Raw genomic sequence first — 24,320 nt, 5'->3', positions numbered from 1 at the left:
TAGAAAAATTAGCAATTTACAATATTGGTTATCGTCTAAGTTATCACCGGAGCTTCTAGTATTTCATAACTAGCATTAATTGATCATTTAATTAGCAGGATTGTTATAGTTTTTAGCCATTTTGTTACTGTAACAATGGCTAGAAGATTATTACAATATTTTATAGAAATTGATGTCCAAATTGTAGGTAATGAGTCCATTAATCATTAGAAGATAAGGAGTTTTAAAGCACAAAAATGGTGCAAGCATTGTGTTATAAGTTAGTTTACATAAATACATCAGTTAAATTAGAAAAGTAAATGCAAAGGAGCTGGAATGTTGAAAATAGATATCCAACAATCATGGTGGGCGATGATCGGTTTAGGAAACGGCACTAGGGAATGGACAATGGAAGAAAAATTTGAAAAGATAGCGGAAGCAGGCTTTACTGGGATCATGGGTTCTCTGCCTGAAGATCATGAGGCGGAAAAGTGGAGGAGACTCCTTGATGAATACCAATTTAGTTTCGGGATTCATTCCTTTCCTTCTAAAAAGGAAGATCTTCAACCATTGATTAAAAAAGCAAAGGAATTTGGCGTTCAGTATATAAACTCACAAGTAATGAACGATTTCACCATTGGTGATGATGCAATTCAGCTGTTAAAGGATCTTGTTGCAGAAGCAAAAAAGGAAAATATCCAGTATTTTGTTGAAACACATCGTGGCCGGATTACCCAGGACTTAATTCGGACCGTACATTATGTAAATGAAATTCATGACTTACGATTAACCATTGATTTTTCCCATTATGTTTTAGCTGGAGAAGGCTGCTATTCAGAGAAAGCAGAAGAGTGTTTGGATATATTATTAAAGAGGACGTCCTCTATTCATGCCCGTGTTTCTAATGGGCAGCAGATACAGGTTGATATTGGTCCTGAGGGAAAACATCCAATGACAGATCGGTTTGTTGGGTGGTGGGAAAAAGGAATGTCATATTGGTTGAAAGAGGCAAAACCAGGCGATGTTCTGCCTCTTGTATGTGAACTTGGCCCACCAGACTATTCTATTACCCACTATTCAAATCTTACTCCAAAAGAAATTTCAGATCGTTGGGAACAAGCACTCGTTTTTAAAAGAATTCTAGAAGAAGCGTGGAATAGAGTGTCTCCAAAAAACTCTTTTGTTTCTGGTTGACACATTTAGATATTGATAGTGGAAAAAGAAAACCCAACACCAGGTAATGTGTTGAAGATTTCAGCAAGATACAGCAAGGAAATTAGGAAAAGCAATTTTAAAAGGCAATGGATACGATGTTGTCAAATTGTGGTCGACCGTTAATCCATTGCCCTGCAATTGTCAGTCTAGAGTGCTGATGAGTTTTTTAAACCTATACTACAATGCATAAAATAATATTTGATCCAAACACAAAAAGTTTACAGGTTCAATTCAGTATAAAATGACAAACATGCCTGCCTTTCTAATTTTTTGTTGACATTTTTTATAGTTCAATTTATTATCTTAATGAATGAACCATTCACTCATTAAAAGAGCAATTTTGTAAATGAATATATTGGGGGCGATCATGATGATCAAAACAGAGGTAAATGTTACAAAAGGCAATTGGGAAAAAGCAATTGTGATTGGTGGAGGAATGGCCGGACTACTCTCTGCAAGAGTACTTTCAGATTATTATTCAGAAGTGCTTATCATCGAAAAAGATGATCTTCCTGTGAAACCGGAAATTCGTGCAGGTACTCCTCAAGCATTTCACCCGCATCGATTTACACCTAGAGGTAAAATGATCATGGAACAGCTCTTCCCTGGATTTAATGATGAATTACTGTCTTGCGGCGCCCCATCCACACAGAATAAAATGATTCACCAGACCAATCATTATGGCTCCCTAGTCATGCCCAATACAGAAAATGATGCAACATTCAGCAGAGCGCTGCTTGAGTGGGTATGCCGTCAGCGCGTGAAAGGGATTTCCAATATTAAGTTTCTTACAAAGGTTGACGTAATTGGCTTGCTTATGTCATCAGATCAAGCAGTTGTAACAGGTGTTTATGTACGAGAACGAGAACAACCAGGTCAACAGAATACACTAAGTGCAGACATCGTCATTGATACCAGCGGCCGTTCCTCTAAATTGACAAAATGGCTGCAGCATCTCGGATTTGATGTACCAAGTCCTGATATTCTCAAAATCTCGCTTGGTTACAGCACTCGCCATTACAAGATCCCCTCCCATTTGTCAGTAAACTGGGATGTCATTCGAATTGCAGGAGATCCGTCCAATAAGACGTTAACCGGGGTATTTTCCACAATTGAGAATAACATAGCTGAAACAGTCCTTTATCGTCCTGGGGGGCATTATCCAACCACAAATGTCGATGAGTATGAACAAGAGATTGCAAAGCTTGCCGATCCATTAATAGCTGAAGTGTTGCAAGAGCTTGAACCAATTACAGTTCCCAGAGGTTATAGAATGACTGAATTATTCCGGCATCACTTTGAAGAAATGGAGCAATGGCCATCAGGATTGTTGGTATTAGGAGATGCTTTCTGCCATTTTGATCCGATTTTTGGCCAGGGAATGACAATGGCTGCAATAGAAGCAGAAATGTTGGAAGCCTGCTTACGTGAACAACGAAATCATCCCTTACCTTATTTTGAACGAAACATACTCGAAAAAATGAATGAAATTGTTGAACCTGCCTGGTGGTTGAATTGTGCTGCTAATCTACCATGGCAAGGAGTTTCATATGCAGGCAAACAGCTGAAGGGGATTGAATTTGCTCAAAAATACTTTGCATTGTATATTAAACATGCAACTACCAAACGTAATTTTGAACGTTATGGTTTGTATTGGGCGGTGAATACTTTACTTTTGCCGCTAGATCGAATAGTAAATTCGCACATGATCTCTTCCATTCTTGCTTCTGAAGAGGGATCTTCCGAAAGCAAAGAATTGCTCTGTGAACTCTCAAATGTATGCGGTCAGACACTTGAGGAACAATTGTCTCAGATTATACCAGCCTTTCCCTCAACAGCCTTTGAACATTTGAATGCACAAAAATTATGAAAATGATCAGGAGTGAAACATCATTGCACCTTTAAACGAAGAACAGTTGCAGCAAATTCGTGATGAACGAAAAGAACAAATTATGGAAGCAGCCCTTAAGGTCTTTGCTCGACGAGGAATTATTGGCACAAAAATGAGTATGATTGCTAGTGAAGCTGGAATAAGCGCCGGGCTTCTCTACCGCTATTTTCATTCCAAAGATGAACTTTTTACTACACTCGTTCAGCAAGCAATAGATGAATCTATTGCCGGCATCAAGAGCATCTATCACCTACCTGGATCCCCACTAGATAAAATAAAGGCTTTAACCGCTGAGATTCTTAATGAGGGCTCCCAACTTCATTTCATGCTGATGCATCACGCTCGTACGTCAGATGAAGTACCCAAAGATGCCAAAAAGCTTGTCGAGGAGAATACAATGAAGACTTACATCGACATATTGGAACCCCTGTTCATTGAAGGGCAGAAGAAAGGGGAACTTGCAGATGATCATCCTAGCGAACTGATATCATGCTATTTATCCCTTCTTTCCGGGCTAATGACGTTAAATATTCAGGAAGATGAAAATTATCAGATGCCGAAAGTCGATTTATTATTGAGATTTATCGTAAGAACCTCTTAAAAATAAAAGCCTTTGGCAATAGTCCTTTCAAGAAACGGCACGAAAATTCAGAGAAACCATTTTAAAAGGCAATGGGTAATATGTGGTTAATCACATTCCATTGCCTTAAAAAACTTTGTTGTAAATAAGTAAATTAATTTTAGAGGTGCCTTTTTTAGTCAGATGGCCACAATGTTAAGCGCCTTTTCGTGAGCTCATATGTGAGACTTGTTGTTTCGGAAACAATTGATCGATGACAGGATTCGTTTTGTTCATTGTCTTTTTAACAAAAATTGGATTTAGAACCACAAGTGTTATGACATTTGCGAGTAATCCCCAGAAACCTTCATAAATACCGAAGGATTTTCCAGTTGAGTATACAGTAAAGGTAACAATTAGTCCAACAATTAAGCCTAATATTGTAGCCTCTTTCGATTGTTTTCTCCAAAACAGACTAAAGACAATTGCCGGAAAAATTTGAACCATTCCAGAAACACCAAGCAGCTGAAGCGATACAAGTGCTGTCGGGAAGAGCATGCCAAAAATTAACGCTAGTCCAATAACGACAAATACCATCGAACGGGTAATCATTGTTAATTTTGCTGGTTTTACCTTTGGATTAATAAAATCGCGGTAAATATTGTTCGCAAACAGGTTGGAAGCACCAATTGCCATAATGGAGCAAGGAATAAGCGAAGCTAGTGCAATTGTAGAATATGCTAGTCCTTGAACCACACCGCCGTAAGACATTTGGAGTAAATTTAATAATGTGAAACGCGGATCGCTTCCTTCTGGCAGTATATGAAATGCAACAAAACCCAGGAAAATAACAAGAATCAACACAATATTGTAAAATGGCAGATAGATTGCATTTTTTCGAAGCGCGTCAGCACTTTTAGCAGTAAATACGCCAGTTGCAGCATGAGCCCACATAAATAACGCCAATCCAGAAATTAATGATGCTGTGATAAACCATGGAAAACTTTTTGGTCCTGTAGCAGGGATGGTTAGCAGCTGCGGAGATTCTGCCACGAATTTATCCATCATTGAACCCCAACTTCCAAAATGGATGATTGGAAGTGATGCAACCATGAATAACATAATAACCCACACTAAAATATCTTTTATTATAGCTGTATAGGTTGGCCCTTTAATACCGCTAAAAAATGTATAAAGTGCTACTAATAAAAACGATAAAATAACAACGACTTTAACATTAATAAACCCTGTCCCAGCTACTGTTAGCGTATCTTGAATCCCAGCTAACTGTAAATCAATATAAGGGATTAACATTAAGACACCAACGATTGCGATTAATAAAGATAAAAACTTGCTATCAAATCTTTCCTTAGCATAATCAGCAAGTGTTGTTAACTTACGATTTTTCGAAACTTTCCATAGCTTTGGAAGATAGAAATAAGAAGTAAAGAAAGCAATAATGGTATAAGGAATCGCAAAAAATGCTAGACTCCCGCCTGAATAGGCAGTACTAGTTAACCCTAAAAATGTATAAGCCGTATATAAATCAGCGCCTACTAAGAGCCAAACGAGCAATGGACCAAATCGTCTGCCGCCAACAGACCACTCTTCCACAGAGCTTCTACTCGCTTTATTTCGTCCAGCAATAAATCCAATTAAAACAACTGATAAAACAATGAAACTTGTGATGATCAAAGCTGTTAAATTTCCTTGCATCATTCAATACTCCCTTCTGACTTTTGTAATCGATAAATGACAAACGTACATATTGGAGTGATAACCATTCCTAAAAACAGCCAAAAATGAAAAAATGGCAGTCCAAGAATAATAGGATCAATTCGATTTACAAATGGTATTGCTCCGAGCATTAGGATAAAAGGCAAAACGACTAGAATTCCATATAAGAATTTTTTTCCCATATTTAAAACCTCTCTTTTTAACTGAAATTATTTCAGAATATTAATAATTTAATAATAATATCAATTAATAGATTGTAAAACAAGGGAATTGAATAAAAATTGAGAAGACAATAAAAAAATTAGATTACAAGAGAGTAAAAACCTGACAGTTAACTTCAGGTTTTACGAAAACTCAAAAAAGACCTTATCGATTTTATTGATAAGATCTTTTCCTCACTACGTATATATAAAATGGCTGTTTTAATACTAAACCAAGGTTAATTGTGCCGCACACTCCACATGGCTTGTATGGTGATGGCGCAGATTCATATAGATGCAGTAGTGTTTACCCAAACTGATTTTTTCGCACTTCCGTATTTTCAAAGTCGATGATCAATTTATTAAAGTGAAAAAATCACTGCCTATGATCCCGTCAAATCCATGCATTTCTCTAACATCACCGAGTTGTATGATAAAATCATTAAGGAGGAATTTATCAACTATCATGTCTCTCACTTTTTGTTCTATACAGATTTCAGTTCCGCCAATTCCGTACATCTTTCGTGTAATGGCATTTTCTAAATCAAGCAGCAGCCCGATTTCTTCGCATAAGTCCGTATCGAAAATGGTTGAAGCGCAGCCAGTATCAAGCAGCACGTTGCTAAATGTCTTTTTCATTCCATTGTATTCAATCTGAACAGAAACTAGAGGCAATTGGTCATCTCATACTCTTCTTCGCACCCCTATATATGGCTGCTCAATTACCTTTATTTCTTCGTTATTCGTGTGAAAGATATATAATTCACGGCTTTGATTTTCCGCATGTAGTTTTTTATACACTTTCCATGCTGCATTGCCGTCCTCAAAGTCATCAATTACTGACATTTCTTCGATGATTCTTTCTTTTCCTTTTGTTTCTGATTTTAATGCTTCTACTAAGACACAACGTTGTGAAAAATACTGACGAACTTCAGACCATTTCATTTTAGAGTCCCTCCGAATATATAGAAAGTGATTTACATTTATTATAACATTGATTGGATTTATTTCAGTTAATCCTGTTACAAACAAATACAATCTGTGGTTAACTACATAGCAAAAAGGAGATCCAAATGGAGGAACTCCTTCATTAGCTGAGCTAAATAATGATTATTATTATTTATTGCTCATTAACATTTTTGCTTCTTTTAAATCAATTTTCGCTTTGTGTCCATGTTTCTGGAGTAGATGCAAAAGATTGTTACCATTTAATAAAGTTAATGGTTTATCCTTTGCAAAATTGTAAGCATCAGGACCATAGTCAGCAGTTGAAACTAATATCCCCTTCGTCGCACCTTCATTCATTACAGTACCATATAGATCACGAACAGCTGAAACTCCTACAACATTAGTATATCGTTTTGCCTGAATTACTATTTTTCCACCTCTAATGGGGTCTGGATCAAAGGCTACTGCGTCAACCCCACCATCCTTGCTAGCCCGTGTAATTTTTACTTCCCCACCTGAATTATTGAATCCTTTTTCAAATAACTCCCTTATTAAATGTTCGAAATCTTGCCAGTCCATAGCTGCTAAATTAGTCTCTTCATCTACATTATCTGTTACGTTATAGGAATCAACAAAACGTGCATCCTCTCTATTAATTCGCAGTATAGGTGCAATAGGGGTAAGACTAAACAACTTACTACTTCCTACACCTTTAAGGTTTTTGAAACATGTTTTTGATTCTACATTTTTCAAGTTTATTTCCATGAACTCCTCTTTGGTTGTCTGAACAGATAAGATACATATATCTTCATGATTCCCTGTTGCCTTATTCACTGTATTTACCCAACCATTAAATACAATTGAATCTATAGCATTTATAGCATCCGCTTCAAAAAGTTCATGTATTGAACGTAAAGTTATGTCATAAAGCAGCTTATCATACATTTTTCTTGTGGCAGCTTCGGTTATAAAACTTTCCTTATATTCATCTTTGGTAGCGATATATTTCACTTCTTTTAATGTTGGTAAATCTGAAATATCTGGTAGACTATAATCTACAATTAAAGTTCGGTTGATAGTGTTATAATCTATATCAAACTCTTGAGGAAAGTAGTCTGGGTAAACAGAATTTGAAAGTACCATATCACAATATTCAATAATTGACTCACTTTCACCAGCAAAATATAGTTCTTTTTTCTTTTCAACTGCATCATTCTTTTCCTTCTGCTCCAGCTCAAAAGTTTCTTTCTTTTTATTCCAATTTGCTAATTGTTCTTCATACTCTGCCATTTCTTTTTCGTATTTTTCTTTTAATTTATCTGTTGTCTGTTCCCAGTTTTTTATTGCTTCTTCAAATAATCTATTTGATGCTTCAACTTTTTTTTGTTTATTTGAGGAAAATACTTTGTCCAAAATACCAAACTTTGGTTCAAATGATTTTATATCTGGTTTTGTTGGATAAGATGGTTCTTTTGGTTTTTTTGGTTTTTGATCTAGGAATTTTGAATTATCCTTTAGTGAATCCCAGTTTATTTTGTCATCTATATCCAAAGTATATAACAACGTGTTATCTATCTCTTCTAGCTGATTAATTGCTTCGAGAGTTAACTGTTCTGCTACTGCTTTCTTTTGAGCTTTTTCCATAGCAGCCTGTTCACGATCATGTTTTTTCCTCTCTGCTTCTTGCTTTCTCTCCCACATTTCATCCCATTGCTTTTTTTGTAAATATGCCTTTTGTTCAACAACATATTTATTATTACCTTTTATTACCCTAAACTTATGTAAGCCTTCATGTTTAATTTCAATCGAATACATTAGAACCCTCCTTATCTAAGAATTTTACATTGGAATATTATTCTTATTAATAGTATATTATAACTACTTTCCTTTTTTCGACAATTTATGTAAGAAAATGTGTAAATTTTTTTATGTTTTTAAAAGGAAAAAAGACCCTAACAATAGAGTCTTTTCTCGTTCATTGCGATTTTTCAAACATTTTTTTCTTCTAAGGATTATCAATGTAAGGTTCACACTTTACATGCTACATTGTGATTACAGATTATTTAGTACTACCTGCGACACACACTCCACATGCGCCGTATGCGGAAACATATCCACCGGTTGAATATACTCAACCCTATACTCCTTCGACAAATAATCTATATCCTTCGCAAGCGTAGAAGGATTACACGAAACATAAACAAACTTCTGCGGCTTCACCTTTTTAATCGCGTCTAATAGCTTTCGGTCACACCCTGTTCTAGGCGGATCAACAACAATGACGTCCGGGCGCCAGCCTTCATCCACCCATTTTGGCAGCCAGTGCTCGGCTGTTCCTGTGACATAGGTGGCATTTTCGATGCCATGTCTTTTTGCATTTTCCTGGGCATCCACTATCGCTGCTTCAATGGTGTCCATTCCGCGAACCTCGCTTGCCCCATCTGCAAGCCATAATCCGATTGTTCCTACACCGCAATAGGCATCGGCAATTTTTTCTTTTCCAGTAAGACCTGCTGCTTTTTTCACCTCGTCATATAGCTTAACCGTTTGGGCAGGATTAAGCTGGAAGAAGGCTCGTGCTGAAAGTTCAAAACTTAAGTCACCGAGCGTTTCCTGGATCACCTCTTCACCGCCTAAATGAAGTGTTTTTTCGCCAAAGATTAACGAGGTCTTGTTCCCATTAATGTTTTGGACAATTGATTTGACCTCTGGCAAGCGTTTCTGAATTTCCGCGATAATTAACTTTTTACGCGGCACTTCTTTTTGGGTTGTGATTAACACAACTTGAACTTCACCAGAGTGGAAGCCTGCTCGAGTAACGATCGTCCGAACAATTCCCTTTCGTTTTCGTTCGTCATAGATTGGAACCTGAAAGTCTTCAAGAATCTGCTTTACCTCTTCAGACACTTTATTTGTTAATGGATGCTGGACCATGCAGTTTTGGATTGGGATCAGCCGGTGTGAATCCATGCCATATAAACCAGCAATGACCTTGCCGTTTTTTAGCTGTCCAACCTGGAATTGGCTTTTATTCCGGTAGTTCCACGGCTCATCCATGCCGATCGTTGGACGAATGTCAAGCTTGTCTAGTTTAAGTTTTGTATGACGTTCGAGTGATTGTATCACAATATCTCGTTTTTCCTTCAGCTGTTGGTCGTAAGCCAAATGCTGAAGCTGGCATCCCCCGCACTCTTTATAAATGGGACATGGCGGTTTGACTCGGAAAGGTGACGCTTTACGGATCTTTTTCACCTTTCCTTCTGCAAATTTAGGTTGTATTTTTGTTGCTTCAACTAAAACTTCCTCACCAGGAAGCGCGCCAGGAACAAAGACAACTTGCCTTTTGAAGTACCCGACTCCTTCCCCATTAATACCTAAGCGTTTAATCGTTAACGGAAAGGTTTGTCCTTTTGAAATCTTAATTGAATTTCCTTGCTTTTTATCGTTCATGAAAAACGCTCCGTTTCTACTCAATGCTTCTCCATAAATATAAGGTTGCGTAGCTTAAATAGGGCTCCCATTGCTTGCTGTATTGGTCCATCTCCTCAGCTGTCGGCTTTTTTTCAAGCTTGAAATGCTTTTTAATTGCGTTTTGAACGCCAATATCAGCCTTTGGGAAAAGATTTGGACGGCCAAGTCCGGATAAAAGCAGGTTTTGCACTGTCCATGGACCAATGCCCCGTATTTTTATCAGCCTTTTCATAATCTCATCATCTGACAGCATGTCCAGTTCTGCAAAATTTAATTTGCCCTCCGCAATTAATCGTGATGTATCAATAACATATTCCACTTTTCTTCCACTGAATTGCAGGGCTTTTAAATCGTCATACTGTAAAGCAGCCACGGTTTCCGGTCTTGGATAAAACCACACATCATCAACCTGATAGCCAAAGGTTTTAACAAAACGTTCAGTTAACTTATGAGCAAAAGCTAAATTTAACTGCTGATGAATGATGCATTTCATCAAACAGCGATAAGGATCAAATTCTAACACAAGCGGTGTACCTGCATGTTGCTGAAAGATTTCGGCTATATTTGTTTTTTGAAAATGCAAGCCAAGTGTATGTAATGGAAAATCAAATTGAAAGATTTTTATTATTTTCTTTAATGCTCGGTCTTTTACCTTTTCATCACTGCCACTAATATCGAAACATGGATTCGCGATCGTCCCGACTGCTTGGACGATGATGACATACGGCTTATCTTCGATGACTAAAGGGACTTTAACTATTTTTTCTTCTAAGTTAAGTGTATTTACAGGGTCTAAAGACAAACGACTTAAAACTCGCTCAAAATCATATGGCCCTTCGGTTGTGATCGTTTCCCTCCACATATCTCCGCATCCTTTTCCTTTTTTAAGCCTATTATAGCATTTTACATAACCAATCTATTCAAGGGCAATTGAAAAACCCTTATCAAAGGGAAATAAGATAAGGGTGATCGATCGCTTTATTGATCATTAAATCGTCTAAACTTTTAAAAATATAGCCTTGTTTTTCTAAATCCGTTATGGCTTGTTCAAGTGCTTCCGCATTGTCTTTAGATACCGTATGAAGCAAAAGGATCGCGCCTGGATGAATTTGCCTCATAATATTATCGTAAGCGTATTTCCAGCCCCTTTGCGCATCAACTTTCCAATCAATAAATGCCAACGACCAGAATACAGTGGTATATCCGAGTTCCTTTGATTTAGCAAGAACACGGTCACTGAAAATCCCTCTTGGCGGCCGCAGGTAGCTCATCCCTTTTTGCCCAGTAAGCTCTTCTACTTTAAGCCGTACTGACTCAAGCTCTTCTTTCAGCTCCTCATCACTCTGTGTCGTTAAATCAGGATGATACCAAGAGTGGTTGCCAACAATATGCCCTTCCTTCACCATTCTTTTCACTAATTCAGGCTCAGTATTTAAATAATGGCCTGTTATGAAAAATGTTGCTGGGACCTTATGCTTTTTTAACACATCAAGAACCTTGGCCGTATACCCATTTTCATAGCCATTATCAAAAGTCAAATAAATTTCCTTTTTGGTTGGATCCCCCATATAAAAGGCATCATGCTTTTCAAGAAGCTTATCTAATTCTTCCCCGGCTGAGGCAGGCTCATGATTTTGACTTCTCTTAAAGCCCCAATGAATTGGGTTATTCGGATATGCAGAAACCGTATTCATCGAAAGAAACATAACACAAAATAAAATTACAGCAAAAGACCACTTTTTCATCTTGCTTCTCTCCTCAATTCTTTTCTCGTTATCTATAGTGTTTATTGAGGACGTTTTTCCATACAGAGTAAAAAATTCCAAGTGAGCATTTTTTTAGTAATAAAAAAAGAAGACCCAAGTTCCCCCAAGTCTTCCTTCCATTTAAATTTTATTTAAACACCGGTTCTTTAAATTGTGCAAGCTTCTCTAATGAAGATTTATCAACATCCGCATGTAAGCTGTTACCATGAGAGTCCATCGTTACAACGGCTGTGAAGCCTTCTACTTTTAGGTGCCACATTGCTTCTGGAATACCAAATTGCATGAAATCGACACCCTCTACGGATTTGATGCAATCTGCATAGTATTGAGCAGCTCCGCCAATTGCATTTAAGTAAACGCCGCCGTGCTCTTTTAATGCTTGAAGTGTTTTTGGACCCATGCCGCCTTTTCCGATAACGGCGCGGATTCCGAAGCGTTTCATAATATCTCCTTGATATGGCTCCTCACGAATGCTTGTTGTCGGTCCAGCCGCTTTCACATGGTAGTTGCCGTCCTCATCCTTCATCATAACAGGTCCGCAGTGATAAATAATTTGTCCATTTAAATCAACAGGTGAATCATTCTCAGATAAATATTTATGAATCGCGTCGCGGCCTGTGTACATCATGCCGTTGATTCGAACTACGTCGCCGACCTTAAGTTCTCTAATTTGTTCTTCTGTAATTGGCGCTTCAAGAACAACTTCTCGAGGTGCCTCCACTTGTTCATTAGCAGCTGCTACTTCATTTTCAGCAAATTCTACCTCTTCACCATCTTGATAAAGCCACTCATTGATTGAACCAGTTTCTGGGTCAATATAAACACCAAGGCGGCGATATGCCCAGCAGTTGTAAGCAACAGAAACGAAGAAGCTTGCTGGAATACGATTGATGACACCGATTTTACAGCCAAGCAAGGTTGTTTCCCCGCCAAAGCCCATTGTGCCGATTCCCAGCTCATTGGCATGTTTCATCACATATTCTTCTAACTGGCGTAAATCTTCACGCTCATTCACATCATCGACTCTTCTAAAGAGCTGTTCTTTTGCAAGTTCATAACCGCTTGTCCGGTCTCCGCCAATTCCAACGCCAATAAAGCCGGCGCTGCAGCCTTGACCTTGTGCTTGGTAAACAGAGTGCATAATACATTTACGAATGCCATCAAGATCTCTTCCAGCTTTACCTAATCCTTCAAGCTCGCATGGCAGGCTATATTGAATATTTTTATTTTCACAGCCGCCGCCTTTTAAAATAAGACGTGCATCAATATAATCCTTTTCCCATTGCTCAAATTTAATAACAGGTGTTCCTTCTCCAAGGTTGTCCCCGCTGTTCGCACCTGAAATCGAATCAACAGAGTTTGGACGTAATTTTCCATCCTTCGTTGCTTGTTCAATAGCACGTTTGATTTCCTTTTTCATTTCAATTTGATTGGCGCCAACAGGAACCTTCAATTTAAACGTTGGCAGACCTGTGTCCTGACAGATTGGTGAAATATTGTCATCCGCCATTTTAATATTATTGGTGATCGTGGCAAGTGACATCGCCGAGCGTGTACCGGCACTTTCTTTTAATTTCGCAGCCGCGATTGCTCTTCTAACGTCTTTTGGCAGATTGGTCGATGTTTCAACTACCAATTGATACATGCTTTCATAAAAATTCTTCATCTCGATTCTCCCCTTTAAGCACAAGCGTACATTCAACCCTAAAATAAACGCTTTAGCTCCACTATATTTTTTATCTTTCGGTCAATTTCTCTCAATTTTTATTATACTCCTTATGAAATTTATTGAAAAGATTTATTAAGAGCGCTTTCAGTTAGAAAGGCGGAAGCGCCTTGCTCAGCCTAGGGCAAATAAGACGATTTAGAATAGAAGGCGTTCTTTGCCCTCAATTCTAAATTGGCTAGACCCTAGAGAGGTTAGGGCTTGAGCTTTACACTAAAACTAAGACAAAACCCCCAAATAGTCCCCATAAAAAAAAAGAGCCAACACCCTCCCTGTGTCAGCCCTCCTTCTCTTTATCCCAATCCTTCTTAAATTGCTCATACTTAAATTCAAGGTCGTCAAGCATTTGCAATAAACGGTCTATATCATCTACATCTGTAGATTCCGGGTCAATTGAATCAAGTACTTCCATAAACATATTCAATCGGTTTTTTAAATAAGATAGTTGTGAATCCTTATCTTGAACAGCGTTTCCCATTCTACCTCTCCTTTCAACTTTACTATCGTAGCTTATAAGCCTTTTTCTGACAACTATATCCTTTTTATATCAAATGACTTCATATAGTGATAACAGCTATTGTTCATGATAAAATGGTTGGTATGCTATCAAAAATGCTTTAGAAGAATTTAAATTAATCAGGTTGCTTTTAACTGAATATATAAAGCTTATTTGTAAAAAAGGAGTATCCTCATGAATGCAATAAAGTCATTAAAACCAATTACAACCTCATATGATCCATGGGAAGCTTATTTGGATGTTGAGCAATATGGAAATATGTCGTTAACAAATATCGAATTTACGACTACTACGTTATGCAATATGCGTTGTGAGCACTGTGCGGTTGGTTATACATTACAACCGAAGGATCCCAATGCTCTACCGCTTGATTTGCTTTTAAAACGATTAGATGAAGTGCCTACTCTTCGCTCGCTTAGCATTACTGGCGGTGAACCAATGCTTTCGTTAAAGTCGGTTGACGGGTATGTTGTCCCTCTTTTAAAGTATGCCCATGAACGCGGCATTCGTACCCAAATAAATTCGAACCTGACGCTTGATGTAAAACGCTATGAAAAGATCATCCCTTATTTAGATGTCCTACATATTTCACATAATTGGGGAACAATTGATGAATTTGTCGAGGTTGGTTTTGCGGTTATGGATCGGAAACCAACTTATCAACAAAGGGCTGCGTTATTCGAAAGAATGATCGAAAATAGCCGGGCACTTGTTCAAGCCGGTGTGATTGTTTCCGCTGAAACGATGCTAAATAAGCGCACACTTCCTTATATAGAAAAAATCCATAAACAAATTGTTGAAGAAATGCTTTGTCAGCGCCATGAAATTCATCCAATGTATTCTAGTGATTTTGCAAGCAGCTTAGAAACCCTCTCCTTAGAGGAATTGCGAAAAGGGATTCACCATTTATTAGACATTCGCGATGAAAATGTCTGGATGCTTTTTGGTACATTGCCTTTTTATGCATGTAGTGATGATCAGGAAGATTTAGCATTGATTAAACGGCTAAGTGAAAGTAAAAATGTTACAGTCCGAAATGATCCGGATGGCCGCTCCCGGTTAAATGTTAATATTTTTGATGGAAATATTATTGTCACTGATTTTGGCGATGCTCCTCCTTTAGGCAATATCCAGGACAATTCCCTGCAGTCAGCTTATGATAAATGGATGGATTCAGCATTAGCAAAGTCACTTAATTGCCACTGCCCTTCAGTAAAATGTCTAGGACCTAATATCCTTGTAAAGAATAGTTATTATAAGGATGTTGATTTTACAGAACGAAAATCAAAACTATAAGGTGACAAATACGACATGGAACAGTTTAATAAATTCAAGGAATTAGCTATATTTGATGTTGTCGTGGTTGCAGTTGGCCTATGGATCAGCGTCATTCTCATAAATATTGTCATTCGGAAGTTCTTTCAAAAAACAAGCTTTATTGAAGAACGGAAGGAAAAAACGATTGAGAGCATGATGCAGTCTCTTACAAGGTATACAGCGACGATTTGTTTTATCCTGTATGTTGTTTCGCAATTTGTGGATAATTTCGGTTCCATTTTGGCTGGTGCTGGAGTAGCTGGGATCATTCTTGGCTTTGGCGCCCAAAGTTTAATAAAGGATATTCTAGCAGGATTGTTTTTAATTTATGAAAAGCAAATTCATCAAGGGGACTTCATTACGATTAATAATACATTTAATGGTACTGTAGAAGAAATTGGCCTTCGTTCCTTAAAAGTACGTGAATGGAGCGGCAAGCTGTTAACGATTAGCAACGGCGAAATAAAACAAATTCAAAATTACAATATTGACCGAATGCGAGTAATTGAACGCGTTGTTGTGAGATTTCGCGAAAATCCTGAAAGAGTCTGGGCTGTGCTGGAAAAAGCATGTGAAACGATCAATGAACAATATGAACATTGTTTAAAACGTGATCTAGAAGGAAATATTATTGAGTCCTTTCAAGTATTTGGGATGACCTCATTAAATGCTGGATTTCACGGGTACGAATATACAGTGATCGGGCTTGTTGATGATCAGTATTACTGGAGTACGGCAAAAGAAGCAAGAAAAATCATTGCTCAAGCTTTATATGATGAAAAGATTGGTCTTGCAGAAGGACAAATTTTGTTATACCAGCAAAAAGAAGATGAGAGGTTGCAAGAACTGAATCAAGGTTGATTCAGTTCTTTTCATAGATTTCGATCATCTCAACATTTTCCAACCATTTTTTCGCATCTTCTCCATTTGGTTCTGATATCCAAACATCCCTGTTTTGATCTGTAAGAGAACGACCTCTTAACCAAATGAGCTTTTTGGCTGAGAGGATACTTTGAGGATGATAATCTCCAAATCCTTTTGGCGGCGAGGTTACTCTGGTTTGTTTATTGTTTTCAATATCAATTAGATAAAGGGACGGCAAAGGATGCTCACTAAAATCATTAGACCATTCTGTTTCTTTTACCCGGGACGTGACAATTTTTTGGTCATTGATCCAAGTAAAATCAAGCTCTGTATAATGTTGCGGAGTGAGTGAACCATTTACAGGCATTTCCTTCATCCTCAACTTTTTATCCTTAAAGCCATAAACGATCCGCCCGCCTCCGGCAATGTAAGCAATGATATCCTTTGTTGGCGCCCACTTCGGCTCACCCACTTCAAAAATAATTTCATCTAACACCTCAAAATCCTTCCCATCCTGTGAAATGACACAAAGCATATTGCTGTCCATTGACCAGGAAGCTGTTGGTGAAACAATAAATGAAATCCATTTATTACTTGGTGAGTAGGTAAAATCATCGGCATAAACGGCGATGATTTTATTAATGTTGAGTCCAATTTCTCTTGGTAGAGTGAAAAAATGATCAACTCCTCCAAATAAGATGATGTCTTTATAAGGGGGTTTTACTTTTTTCGTAAAAAGCATCGCACTTGTCCATCCATCCGGGCGAAGAACCCCTGAGGACGAAAGCAGAAATCCATCTCCATCAGGTAACCATGTATAACTGTTCACACCGGTCGCAATGTTATAAAACTGCTTAAAGTCAGATATATTTAAAATTCCTCTGTCATTAAAAGCAATGATCTTTCTCTTTGGTGCCCATGTTGCGGAATACCCATTATAAAAGATCTTTTTCTTTTCGCCCGTATCAACTCGGTACGCCCAAATGGAGACTTGTTGATCCGATGCATCCTCTTGTTGATAAAGCAGCCACTTTCCATCATAGGACCATTTAGGGGACGAAACTCTGCCGTTATTTGTCACTTGATTTTCTTCACCGTTTATTAATGTCCAAAGCTCTCCATCACGAATAAATGCAGCTTTGAGTTTTTCAGCTGGAATTCCCTCAGCAAACATCATGCTTGGAAATAAGATAATGATGATGATCGCAAATAGAAAAATTCTATACATATGAATACCTCCTATTCTGTAGGAACCTCTTTCTGCTTTTTTCATTAAAAAAGACCAACACGCACACGCGCATTGATCCCTATGCTTCCATTATCTCGGCCGATCTGAGGTAACAAAACCAAATGATGCATGGTCTTGGAGCGGTATCCAAGCACCGATCCCTTGGGAGGTTACATTTTTGACCACAATGCTTTTCTTATTGCCCTTTAAAACTAAGTAGACTTCTCCGTAAGTCACCTTTCCTTTTTCATTCACAGCAGGTGCATAAGCATATAAATACCCTAATTTTTTCGGAGGGATATTATATACTTGGTCTTTCTTTGTTCCGGCACCAATAATCGTTTCAAATGCAAGCGGCAGATTTGTTTTTTTCATCGCCGTTAGCAGCATCATTTTTTTCACATGCTCTGCCTCTGGCACCTTTGCCGTTAACCCGCCTTTGACAGATTTTTGTGCTTCCTGCCTATAATGAACCTGAACCGGTCCTTTCCCGCCTCGGTTATCTTGGTAATTCGTATTGATCTTTTGATATTCCCAATTTGTCGCTGTTTCAGTTGATTCATAATTTAGCGCCCATTCTCCTAAAAAAATTGTTGCCCTGTAACCGAATGCTAACGGAGCATCGGCAATCGTTGATTCATTTAGGATTTTGATTAAATCCGGGTTTTCAATTGGAACCTCTGAAGTCTCAATCAAGCTTCTAGTAAGCTCGCTTGGTTGAAGATATGGCAAATCCTGTGTAGGGTTTGGATAGGTATTTTCCTTCGATATCTCCATAACCGAGCCTGGCATTTTAGGCTTTTGTTGTTTTCCTTCTGCAAGCACAGCACTTGAAAAACTAAATGATAAAAGCAATACTACAGAAATGAGCAACCATCTTTTCATACTTTCTACTCCTTTCATCATGCTATCCTTAGTGTTTTCTAGTGTTTATTAGTTTATCCAAAATTTTTATCTTTTGATTAACATTTCATATCTTCTTGCGATAGGGACGTTAATTAATTGAATAAAAGGACCAATCAAAAAGGTGATTAAAATCGTTCCTGCTCCAATTGGGCCTTGCATAAAAAAAGCAAGGATCAGTGCACATACCTCTCCTATCGTCTTCCCAACCATAAAGTTTAAGTGAAATCGTTCGTGCAATGAAATCATTAATTGATCGATAGGGTTTGCCGGAAAATCTGTTTGCAAATACATTGAAACTCCAATTGCTATAAAAACGATCCCTCCCAAAAGGGATAGCAGCTGATGAAGAAGCAGCTCAAATTCAATATTTCTCATAACGACCATTAACCAAAAGTCAACCGAAAATCCAATAAGAAGGATGGTGATAATTGCAAGAAGTTTTGGTTTCCCCTTTACAATAAAAGCATTTAAAAACATCAAGAGAATCCCTATAATAATGACCCAGCTACCAACCGTTAATCCAATCGCATTTGAAAGCCCTACATTTAAAGCGTCCCATGCACCAGCCCCTAATTCTGCTTTAATCGTGAGGGTAACACCAAGTCCCATTAAAAAGAGTCCAATCACATAAAATAAGATTTTAATTTTCATTGTTACGTTCCTTTCTGCAAATGCTATACAATATGCGGACAATCATTACTTTAAAACATGAAATAAAAATAAATAGAATATTTACAAATTTATCATGATAATGTATCATTAAGACATACGATAGAGTGTCCCTAGAATTTTGATAATGTTTTTTTGCAAGCGTTACCAATTTCTCTAGTTATCTGTTTCGTCCTACACAAATTGATGGCTCTGTGCATTTGCACAGAGTTCTTTTTTTGTCTAAAAACTGAAAATAGCCCCGCATAGCGGAGCCAGACTGTTTTCATTCATTATAGTAAATAGAATCCTATCCCCATAATAATATAGGCAGCTAACAAGGTCGCCCCTTCAAACCAGTTTGTATCTCCATCATTTGTAATAGAGATCGTTAGCAAAACTGCAGTTGCCATTGAGATTAACTCCGGCAATGTAAAGACCAGCGGCATTTTTTGAGTGAAAAATAGGGATATGATCACAAGTAATGGTGCAACAAACATCGCGATTTGCAATGTTGAACCGACGGCTATTTCAACAGCAATATTCATCTTATTTTTATAGGCCATAATGATCGCAGAAGCATGCTCAGCAGCATTCCCTACAATCGCAACGATAATAACCCCTATGAACAGCTCTGACCAGCCGAAACTTTCACCAACAGATTCGAAGGTATGTACGAGATTTTCTGACACATAGGCTACAGCAACTGTTGAAAGCAATAGGATGATCAAAGCCTTCCCCTTTGTCCATTCCGGCTCCTCATGCTCTTCTACGACATCTGTTTTATGTTGGTATACCCCGCGGTGAGTGACAAGCTTAAACAGCAATGCCGCTAAATATAAAATAATTAAGATAACCGAAATCCCGATACTTAATGATAGGGTTTGCGTTTCAGTCATTTCCATTGAAAAGACTTCAGGAATGACAAATGCCACAATAACCGCAAACATTAAAAGCCCGGAATTATGACGCGCATCATAAATATTAAATTCCTGTCGCTTAAACTTTAAGCCCCCAACAAAAAAGCTTAGTCCTGCAACTAACAGGAGGTTGCCCAGTACAGATCCCGTCAAAGAGGCTAAAACAACTCCTACAAGACCTTCTTTTAATGCAAAAATTGAGATAATCAGCTCGACCGCATTCCCAAATGTGGCATTCAATAATCCCCCAATGCGGGGACCCGCTACGATGGCCAAGCTCTCAGTTGCTCTGCCCATAAAACCTGCTAATGCAATAATCGTTATACAATAGACGCCAAACATAATCACCGATGGCCAGTGGAAAATACTCCCAATGACCGAAAGTGGTAAACCAATTAATACGATAAGAGTAAAAATTCGATTTGCCATTAGCCTTCACCTTTCCTTATATAGAATGACTTCCTTCTCTACCTAAGAAATACCTCATTACCACAAATTAAAAACCTACACTCTAAATCGTATTACAATCATTCCTTTATAGATTCCATAATGTGGATAAAAATTTGCATACCGGTATTTTATGTTATTAAAGGTGAGTTTATCCATTCATTTATTATAGAAAAGTGTTGATTTATTTAATCCTCTAATTCAAACGTTTCTTCAATCTCAATGCTTCCCTGTACCGATTGTGCCATAGGGCAATTTTTACTTGCTACCTCAACTGATTTTTGAATTTTCTCAGGATCTAAGTTCTCTCCCTTAATTCGGTAATGAATCTGGATTTTTTCAATTCGGTTTGCCATTTCTTCATTTCGTTCAACTTTTGTAGAAATGGTTAAATCTTTAATTTCCATTCTTTTTTTCATTAAAATTTTTCGTAATACACTGCCGCTGCATACTGCGATAGAAGCTGCCATTAGCTGATAAGGTCGATGTCCATAAGTCTCGTCCCCTGCTACATGCAGTTCACCATATCCTGTTGTCGTATAAAAGCCAGTTTCCTTCATTTTAAATTCCATCTTTGATTCCTCCATTTTTTACTTAAATTGTATAGGAAAAACAACTTTTAAAAAAGATAGTGAGGTTTTTCGATTCTTGAATTATTCCTTATTTCATAATAATATTCATAGGTAACCTACATTAAAAATAAGAGGTATAATATATGACTAAACAGTCTTTGCGTTTTTGGATTCTTGTTTCAATTGTTGGTATATCAGGATTTAGCCAAGGAATGCTTCTTCCGTTAATTGCTGTTATATTTGAAAATAACGGAGTTTCATCAGCTTTAAATGGCTTAAATGCAACGGCATTATATATTGGTATACTTTTAGTATCACCTTTCATGGAATATCCGCTTCGAAAATTCGGCTTTAAGCCAATCATTATTCTTGGTGGTGCGATCGTTGCTGTGTCTCTTGGGTTATTTCCACTTTGGGAATCATTTTGGTTTTGGTTTGTTTTACGGCTATTGATCGGAATTGGCGACCATGCCTTACATTTTGGGACACAGACATGGATTACCTCTTTTTCACCAGAAAGTAAACGGGGCAGAAACATTTCCCTATATGGGTTATTCTTTGGTATTGGCTTTTCGGTGGGGCCCTTAATGACACCGTTAATCGCCATTCATGAAGCATTGCCGTTTATCATCTCTTCTGTGCTTTGCTTTATTGGCTGGGTCTTTCTTTTTCTGTTAAAGAATGATTTTCCAGAACAAACCATCGAGGTAAACACGATGAAGGAATCATTAAAACGGTTTCGACATGCTTTTACATTTGGCTGGGTCGCATTTCTGCCTCCACTAGGGTACGGGTTTTTGGAATCATCCTTGAACGGCAGCTTCCCTGTATACGGCTTACGAATCGGACTTGAAGTCTCAAGCATATCTGTTTTATTATTTTCCTTTGCGATCGGCGCGATTGTGTTCCAACTGCCGCTTGGTATGCTAAGCGATAAATTTGGCAGAAAAACGATTTTAATGACGATATTATTTGTTGGGGCCATCAGCTTTTCAGCAGCAAGCTTCTTAGAGGAGTCTGTTAGCGCTTTATCCGTTTGCCTCTTTATTGCAGGAATGGCGGTAGGCTCAACCTTTTCATTAGGAATCAGTTATATGACAGACCTAATGCCTAAAGATTTGCTGCCTGCCGGCAATCTGCTATGCGGGGTTGCCTTTAGTGTCGGAAGCTTAGTTGGCCCATATTTAGGCGGGATGTTTATTGAGTACACCGAGGACATCAGCTATTTTCTAATTATCAGCGGTATGCTGTTTGTCATCTTTTTCACCATTACCGCTTATCGACCTAAGAGTCTGCAATCCGAATATAAGCAGGAAAAAGCAACTTCTTTTCAATAAGATTATTGGGGGCTGGCATTTGTCAGCTCTTTTTTTAGTATGTGCAGATATTGATTTTTGCTATGTAAATTGGGGTTTCGCTGATATATTTCGGATTTCGCTGATATATCCCGGATTCCGCCGATATATCCCGGATTCCGCTGATATATTTTATATTCCGCCGATATATTTCAGATTTCGCCGATATATCCCAGATTCCGCCGATATATTTCGGATTTCGCCGATATATCCCGAATTCCTCCGATATATTTCGGATTTCGCCGATATATCCCGAATTCCGCCGAAATTCTCTACATCCCCCCAGTATCACTACCTACCAAATACCCCGATTCCATCAACTCCCTTCCCTCTATCCACACTTCAATTTCCCTCCACAAAAAAACTTTCCAATAATTCAAAAAAATGATTAACATCTCAAACAATCTGTTATATAATACAATTACAAATAATAAACTGTATCATAACAATAAAGGGAGATGGTTGAAATGATGAATAGGCAAGAGCGTAAGAATATGATTGAATTTATCAAAACAATGAAGGAGATTGACAAGGAGACACTTCTTTATATGACTGATGAGGATATTGAGCATATTTATAGTACGGTATATAACAGTTTTATTGAGTTTTCAGAGTAAAAAACGGGATGGCTATTGGATCAATCCAAGAGCCATCCCGTTTTTATTTTAATGGTAGCCGTTTTGACCGTTTGCACTACCGCTTGTTTTATTCTTTGATTTTTGTTTAGAATTTTGCTTTGTATGGCTTCCGCCTTTTTTTGTATGTTTTGTCATCTGATGATCCCCCGCTTTTCATTGGAAGTAAAGACTTGATGTCTTCACTCATTACTATTCCTCAAGGGGGAATACTGTATAAGTATAAATAACTGGAATTCAATTAAGCTGCATGCTTCCTTTTATATAACAGCGCATTCAGCTCACCGCCTAATATTATGATCATTCCAGATAAATAAAACCAAATCATCAGCACAATAACACCGCCAATGCTGCCATAAGTGGCACTATAGTTTGCAAAGTTTGCCACATAATATGAGAACGCTAAGGAGACAGCAATCCAGCCAATTGTTGCCGCAAAAGATCCTGGCAAGCCGTCTTTAATATGTAAATGCTTATTCGGTGCTGCATAGTAAAGAACGGAAAAAACAATAAACAAAATGATTCCGCTGACCAACCATCGCAAGGTATTCCAAATTGTTAAAAATTCATCAGAAAACCCAAAGTTCGAAAAGATAATTAATCCAATTTCCCGGCCAAACACTGGTAATAATAAGGCTACAACGATGACAAACACCATTGCCACTGTAAGTAGGATAGCCATACCGCGCGCTGCAAGAAATGACCTTGTTTCTTCTACATCATAGGCTTTATTAAAAGCCCTAACAATAGCATTGAGTCCATTAGAAGCTGACCAAAGCGTAGCGAGAATCCCGAAAGACAGAAGGCCGCCATTTCTTTGATTGATGATTTGATCTAATGTTTGCTCAATAATCAGCATTGACTGCCCTGGCGCAAAATGCTCAATCGTTCCTAACACTTCATCTTGCGAAATCGGTAAGTAACCGATTAATGTAATCAGGAAAATAAGGAATGGAAACAAGGATAGAAGAAAAAAGTAAGATAGCTGTGCAGCAAGCCCTGCTACCTCATCACTGGTGAATCGCAGGATTAATTCTTTTAGAAATGAGTTTTCCTTTTGCAATTTGCATCACCTCACGATTGTTCTCGTTTTGTCATGAATCGATCCCTCGTCTCTTGTATCATATTGACCACTTGCGGAGTTGTTTCCTTTAGCTCCTTCACCTTTTCATTTACAAAAGAAAGATCATCCGATACTTCCTGAACAATATCTTTTGCTTCATCTATTTTCTTCTTTACATCTGTTGTAAGCGTTGTTGGCTGATCGATATATCCTTTCATTTTAGAAGAGACCTTTTTGCAAGATTGAATGACATCCTCGCGAGTACGTTTGTCCAAAAGTGATACAGCTGCACCAATTACAGCGCCTACAAGCATCCCTGTTAACAGTTTATTCTCGTTTGCCATCTGTTTGTCCCT

At 38.0% G+C, this 24,320-nt stretch carries 24 protein-coding genes; 7 read left to right on the top strand and 17 right to left on the bottom strand.

What is annotated here, in order from left to right; genetic code table 11:
- Positions 1 to 315 precede the first annotated feature (315 nt).
- The 3 genes from Q1B07_RS09300 (at position 316) to Q1B07_RS09290 (ending at position 3,686) form a co-directional block, all read left to right on the top strand.
- On the top strand, positions 316 to 1,173 hold the full coding sequence (locus tag Q1B07_RS09300) for a TIM barrel protein (protein ID WP_299832622.1): 858 nt from the start codon (positions 316 to 318) through the stop codon (positions 1,171 to 1,173).
- Positions 1,174 to 1,561: 388 nt separating this feature from the next.
- A complete protein-coding gene (locus Q1B07_RS09295; protein ID WP_299088941.1) occupies positions 1,562 to 3,064 on the top strand; it encodes an FAD-dependent monooxygenase in 1,503 nt (500 codons plus the stop codon).
- A gap of 22 nt (positions 3,065 to 3,086) precedes the next feature.
- Positions 3,087 to 3,686 (top strand): TetR/AcrR family transcriptional regulator, encoded by a 600-nt coding sequence (locus Q1B07_RS09290; protein ID WP_299088989.1) that lies wholly within the window; start codon positions 3,087 to 3,089, stop codon positions 3,684 to 3,686.
- 174 nt (positions 3,687 to 3,860) lie between these two features.
- Here Q1B07_RS09290 and Q1B07_RS09285 read toward each other — a convergent pair whose 3' ends face one another.
- The 10 genes from Q1B07_RS09285 to Q1B07_RS09240 form a co-directional block, all read right to left on the bottom strand.
- Positions 3,861 to 5,360, bottom strand: coding sequence for a sodium:solute symporter (locus Q1B07_RS09285; RefSeq protein ID WP_299088988.1), 1,500 nt, complete (start codon positions 5,358 to 5,360; stop codon positions 3,861 to 3,863).
- A complete protein-coding gene (locus tag Q1B07_RS09280) occupies positions 5,360 to 5,563 on the bottom strand; it encodes a DUF3311 domain-containing protein (protein WP_299088940.1) in 204 nt (67 codons plus the stop codon). The genes Q1B07_RS09285 and Q1B07_RS09280 overlap by 1 nt, the downstream gene beginning before the upstream one ends.
- A gap of 372 nt (positions 5,564 to 5,935) precedes the next feature.
- Entirely contained in the window at positions 5,936 to 6,256 is a 321-nt protein-coding gene (locus Q1B07_RS09275) for an aspartyl protease family protein (RefSeq protein WP_299088938.1), read from the bottom strand.
- A gap of 9 nt (positions 6,257 to 6,265) precedes the next feature.
- Positions 6,266 to 6,526 carry a hypothetical protein gene (locus Q1B07_RS09270; protein WP_299088937.1) on the bottom strand — a complete coding sequence of 87 codons (261 nt, stop codon included), beginning with the start codon at positions 6,524 to 6,526 and terminating at the stop codon, positions 6,266 to 6,268.
- A gap of 171 nt (positions 6,527 to 6,697) precedes the next feature.
- Positions 6,698 to 8,344, bottom strand: coding sequence for a restriction endonuclease (locus Q1B07_RS09265; protein WP_299088936.1), 1,647 nt, complete (start codon positions 8,342 to 8,344; stop codon positions 6,698 to 6,700).
- Between the two features lie 237 nt (positions 8,345 to 8,581).
- Complete coding sequence (gene rlmD / locus Q1B07_RS09260) at positions 8,582 to 9,979, bottom strand: 23S rRNA (uracil(1939)-C(5))-methyltransferase RlmD (RefSeq protein ID WP_299088934.1); 1,398 nt, start codon at positions 9,977 to 9,979, stop codon at positions 8,582 to 8,584.
- 16 nt (positions 9,980 to 9,995) lie between these two features.
- Entirely contained in the window at positions 9,996 to 10,862 is an 867-nt protein-coding gene (locus tag Q1B07_RS09255) for a DNA-3-methyladenine glycosylase (RefSeq protein WP_299088933.1), read from the bottom strand.
- An 82-nt stretch (positions 10,863 to 10,944) separates the two neighbouring features.
- Positions 10,945 to 11,706: a delta-lactam-biosynthetic de-N-acetylase gene (gene pdaA / locus Q1B07_RS09250; protein ID WP_299088986.1), complete on the bottom strand. Its 762-nt coding sequence runs from the start codon at positions 11,704 to 11,706 to the stop codon at positions 10,945 to 10,947.
- A gap of 187 nt (positions 11,707 to 11,893) precedes the next feature.
- A complete protein-coding gene (locus Q1B07_RS09245; protein ID WP_299088932.1) occupies positions 11,894 to 13,432 on the bottom strand; it encodes a fumarate hydratase in 1,539 nt (512 codons plus the stop codon).
- 337 nt (positions 13,433 to 13,769) lie between these two features.
- On the bottom strand, positions 13,770 to 13,970 hold the full coding sequence (locus tag Q1B07_RS09240; protein WP_299088931.1) for an SE1561 family protein: 201 nt from the start codon (positions 13,968 to 13,970) through the stop codon (positions 13,770 to 13,772).
- A 213-nt stretch (positions 13,971 to 14,183) separates the two neighbouring features.
- Here Q1B07_RS09240 and yfkAB point away from each other — a divergent pair, with 213 nt between their 5' ends.
- Complete coding sequence (gene yfkAB, locus Q1B07_RS09235) at positions 14,184 to 15,305, top strand: radical SAM/CxCxxxxC motif protein YfkAB (RefSeq protein WP_299088929.1); 1,122 nt, start codon at positions 14,184 to 14,186, stop codon at positions 15,303 to 15,305.
- Positions 15,306 to 15,320: 15 nt separating this feature from the next.
- Entirely contained in the window at positions 15,321 to 16,187 is an 867-nt protein-coding gene (locus tag Q1B07_RS09230) for a mechanosensitive ion channel family protein (RefSeq protein WP_299088928.1), read from the top strand.
- Position 16,188: 1 nt separating this feature from the next.
- Here Q1B07_RS09230 and Q1B07_RS09225 read toward each other — a convergent pair whose 3' ends face one another.
- From Q1B07_RS09225 to Q1B07_RS09205, 5 genes are all read right to left on the bottom strand, one after another.
- Positions 16,189 to 17,418: a hypothetical protein gene (locus Q1B07_RS09225; protein WP_299088927.1), complete on the bottom strand. Its 1,230-nt coding sequence runs from the start codon at positions 17,416 to 17,418 to the stop codon at positions 16,189 to 16,191.
- Between the two features lie 90 nt (positions 17,419 to 17,508).
- Positions 17,509 to 18,303 (bottom strand): YfkD famly protein, encoded by a 795-nt coding sequence (locus Q1B07_RS09220; protein ID WP_299088926.1) that lies wholly within the window; start codon positions 18,301 to 18,303, stop codon positions 17,509 to 17,511.
- A 66-nt stretch (positions 18,304 to 18,369) separates the two neighbouring features.
- The gene (locus Q1B07_RS09215) at positions 18,370 to 18,975 is read right to left on the bottom strand and encodes a membrane protein (protein WP_299088925.1); all 606 of its coding nucleotides are present in this window, start codon (positions 18,973 to 18,975) and stop codon (positions 18,370 to 18,372) included.
- Positions 18,976 to 19,265: 290 nt separating this feature from the next.
- Positions 19,266 to 20,321, bottom strand: coding sequence for a calcium/proton exchanger (gene cax / locus Q1B07_RS09210; RefSeq protein WP_299088923.1), 1,056 nt, complete (start codon positions 20,319 to 20,321; stop codon positions 19,266 to 19,268).
- Between the two features lie 206 nt (positions 20,322 to 20,527).
- Positions 20,528 to 20,911 carry an OsmC family protein gene (locus Q1B07_RS09205; protein WP_299088922.1) on the bottom strand — a complete coding sequence of 128 codons (384 nt, stop codon included), beginning with the start codon at positions 20,909 to 20,911 and terminating at the stop codon, positions 20,528 to 20,530.
- Between the two features lie 143 nt (positions 20,912 to 21,054).
- On the opposite strand from Q1B07_RS09205, the gene Q1B07_RS09200 reads away from it, so the two are divergent.
- Together Q1B07_RS09200 and Q1B07_RS09195 are read left to right on the top strand one after the other, a co-directional pair.
- Positions 21,055 to 22,248: an MFS transporter gene (locus Q1B07_RS09200; protein ID WP_299088921.1), complete on the top strand. Its 1,194-nt coding sequence runs from the start codon at positions 21,055 to 21,057 to the stop codon at positions 22,246 to 22,248.
- 485 nt (positions 22,249 to 22,733) lie between these two features.
- Positions 22,734 to 22,883 (top strand): BH0509 family protein, encoded by a 150-nt coding sequence (locus Q1B07_RS09195; RefSeq protein ID WP_299088920.1) that lies wholly within the window; start codon positions 22,734 to 22,736, stop codon positions 22,881 to 22,883.
- Positions 22,884 to 23,142: 259 nt separating this feature from the next.
- On the opposite strand, the gene Q1B07_RS09190 is transcribed toward Q1B07_RS09195, so the two are convergent.
- Both Q1B07_RS09190 and Q1B07_RS09185 read right to left on the bottom strand, forming a co-directional pair.
- Positions 23,143 to 23,964 (bottom strand): YihY/virulence factor BrkB family protein, encoded by an 822-nt coding sequence (locus Q1B07_RS09190; protein ID WP_299088919.1) that lies wholly within the window; start codon positions 23,962 to 23,964, stop codon positions 23,143 to 23,145.
- A gap of 11 nt (positions 23,965 to 23,975) precedes the next feature.
- Entirely contained in the window at positions 23,976 to 24,308 is a 333-nt protein-coding gene (locus Q1B07_RS09185) for a YtxH domain-containing protein (RefSeq protein ID WP_299088918.1), read from the bottom strand.
- Between the last annotated feature and the right edge of the window lie 12 nt (positions 24,309 to 24,320).

This window comes from uncultured Metabacillus sp., from assembly GCF_947503125.1.
Lineage (GTDB): Bacteria > Bacillota > Bacilli > Bacillales > Bacillaceae > Metabacillus.
This window is presented reverse-complemented; position numbering and strand designations above follow the sequence as displayed.

Bases quoted from the DNA above. Each gene is read 5' to 3' on its own strand.
- Q1B07_RS09300 (WP_299832622.1), top strand. From the start codon at position 316: ATGTTGAAAATAGATATCCAACAATCATGGTGGGCGATGATCGGTTTA.
- Q1B07_RS09295 (WP_299088941.1), top strand. From the start codon at position 1,562: ATGATGATCAAAACAGAGGTAAATGTTACAAAAGGCAATTGGGAAAAA.
- Q1B07_RS09285 (WP_299088988.1), bottom strand. From the start codon at position 5,360: ATGCAAGGAAATTTAACAGCTTTGATCATCACAAGTTTCATTGTTTTA.
- Q1B07_RS09280 (WP_299088940.1), bottom strand. From the start codon at position 5,563: ATGGGAAAAAAATTCTTATATGGAATTCTAGTCGTTTTGCCTTTTATC.
- Q1B07_RS09270 (WP_299088937.1), bottom strand. From the start codon at position 6,526: ATGAAATGGTCTGAAGTTCGTCAGTATTTTTCACAACGTTGTGTCTTA.
- Q1B07_RS09265 (WP_299088936.1), bottom strand. From the start codon at position 8,344: ATGTATTCGATTGAAATTAAACATGAAGGCTTACATAAGTTTAGGGTA.
- rlmD (WP_299088934.1), bottom strand. From the start codon at position 9,979: ATGAACGATAAAAAGCAAGGAAATTCAATTAAGATTTCAAAAGGACAA.
- Q1B07_RS09255 (WP_299088933.1), bottom strand. From the start codon at position 10,862: ATGTGGAGGGAAACGATCACAACCGAAGGGCCATATGATTTTGAGCGA.
- pdaA (WP_299088986.1), bottom strand. From the start codon at position 11,706: ATGTTTCTTTCGATGAATACGGTTTCTGCATATCCGAATAACCCAATT.
- Q1B07_RS09245 (WP_299088932.1), bottom strand. From the start codon at position 13,432: ATGAAGAATTTTTATGAAAGCATGTATCAATTGGTAGTTGAAACATCG.
- Q1B07_RS09240 (WP_299088931.1), bottom strand. From the start codon at position 13,970: ATGGGAAACGCTGTTCAAGATAAGGATTCACAACTATCTTATTTAAAA.
- yfkAB (WP_299088929.1), top strand. From the start codon at position 14,184: ATGAATGCAATAAAGTCATTAAAACCAATTACAACCTCATATGATCCA.
- Q1B07_RS09230 (WP_299088928.1), top strand. From the start codon at position 15,321: ATGGAACAGTTTAATAAATTCAAGGAATTAGCTATATTTGATGTTGTC.
- Q1B07_RS09225 (WP_299088927.1), bottom strand. From the start codon at position 17,418: ATGTATAGAATTTTTCTATTTGCGATCATCATCATTATCTTATTTCCA.
- Q1B07_RS09220 (WP_299088926.1), bottom strand. From the start codon at position 18,303: ATGAAAAGATGGTTGCTCATTTCTGTAGTATTGCTTTTATCATTTAGT.
- Q1B07_RS09215 (WP_299088925.1), bottom strand. From the start codon at position 18,975: ATGAAAATTAAAATCTTATTTTATGTGATTGGACTCTTTTTAATGGGA.
- cax (WP_299088923.1), bottom strand. From the start codon at position 20,321: ATGGCAAATCGAATTTTTACTCTTATCGTATTAATTGGTTTACCACTT.
- Q1B07_RS09205 (WP_299088922.1), bottom strand. From the start codon at position 20,911: ATGGAATTTAAAATGAAGGAAACTGGCTTTTATACGACAACAGGATAT.
- Q1B07_RS09200 (WP_299088921.1), top strand. From the start codon at position 21,055: ATGACTAAACAGTCTTTGCGTTTTTGGATTCTTGTTTCAATTGTTGGT.
- Q1B07_RS09195 (WP_299088920.1), top strand. From the start codon at position 22,734: ATGATGAATAGGCAAGAGCGTAAGAATATGATTGAATTTATCAAAACA.
- Q1B07_RS09185 (WP_299088918.1), bottom strand. From the start codon at position 24,308: ATGGCAAACGAGAATAAACTGTTAACAGGGATGCTTGTAGGCGCTGTA.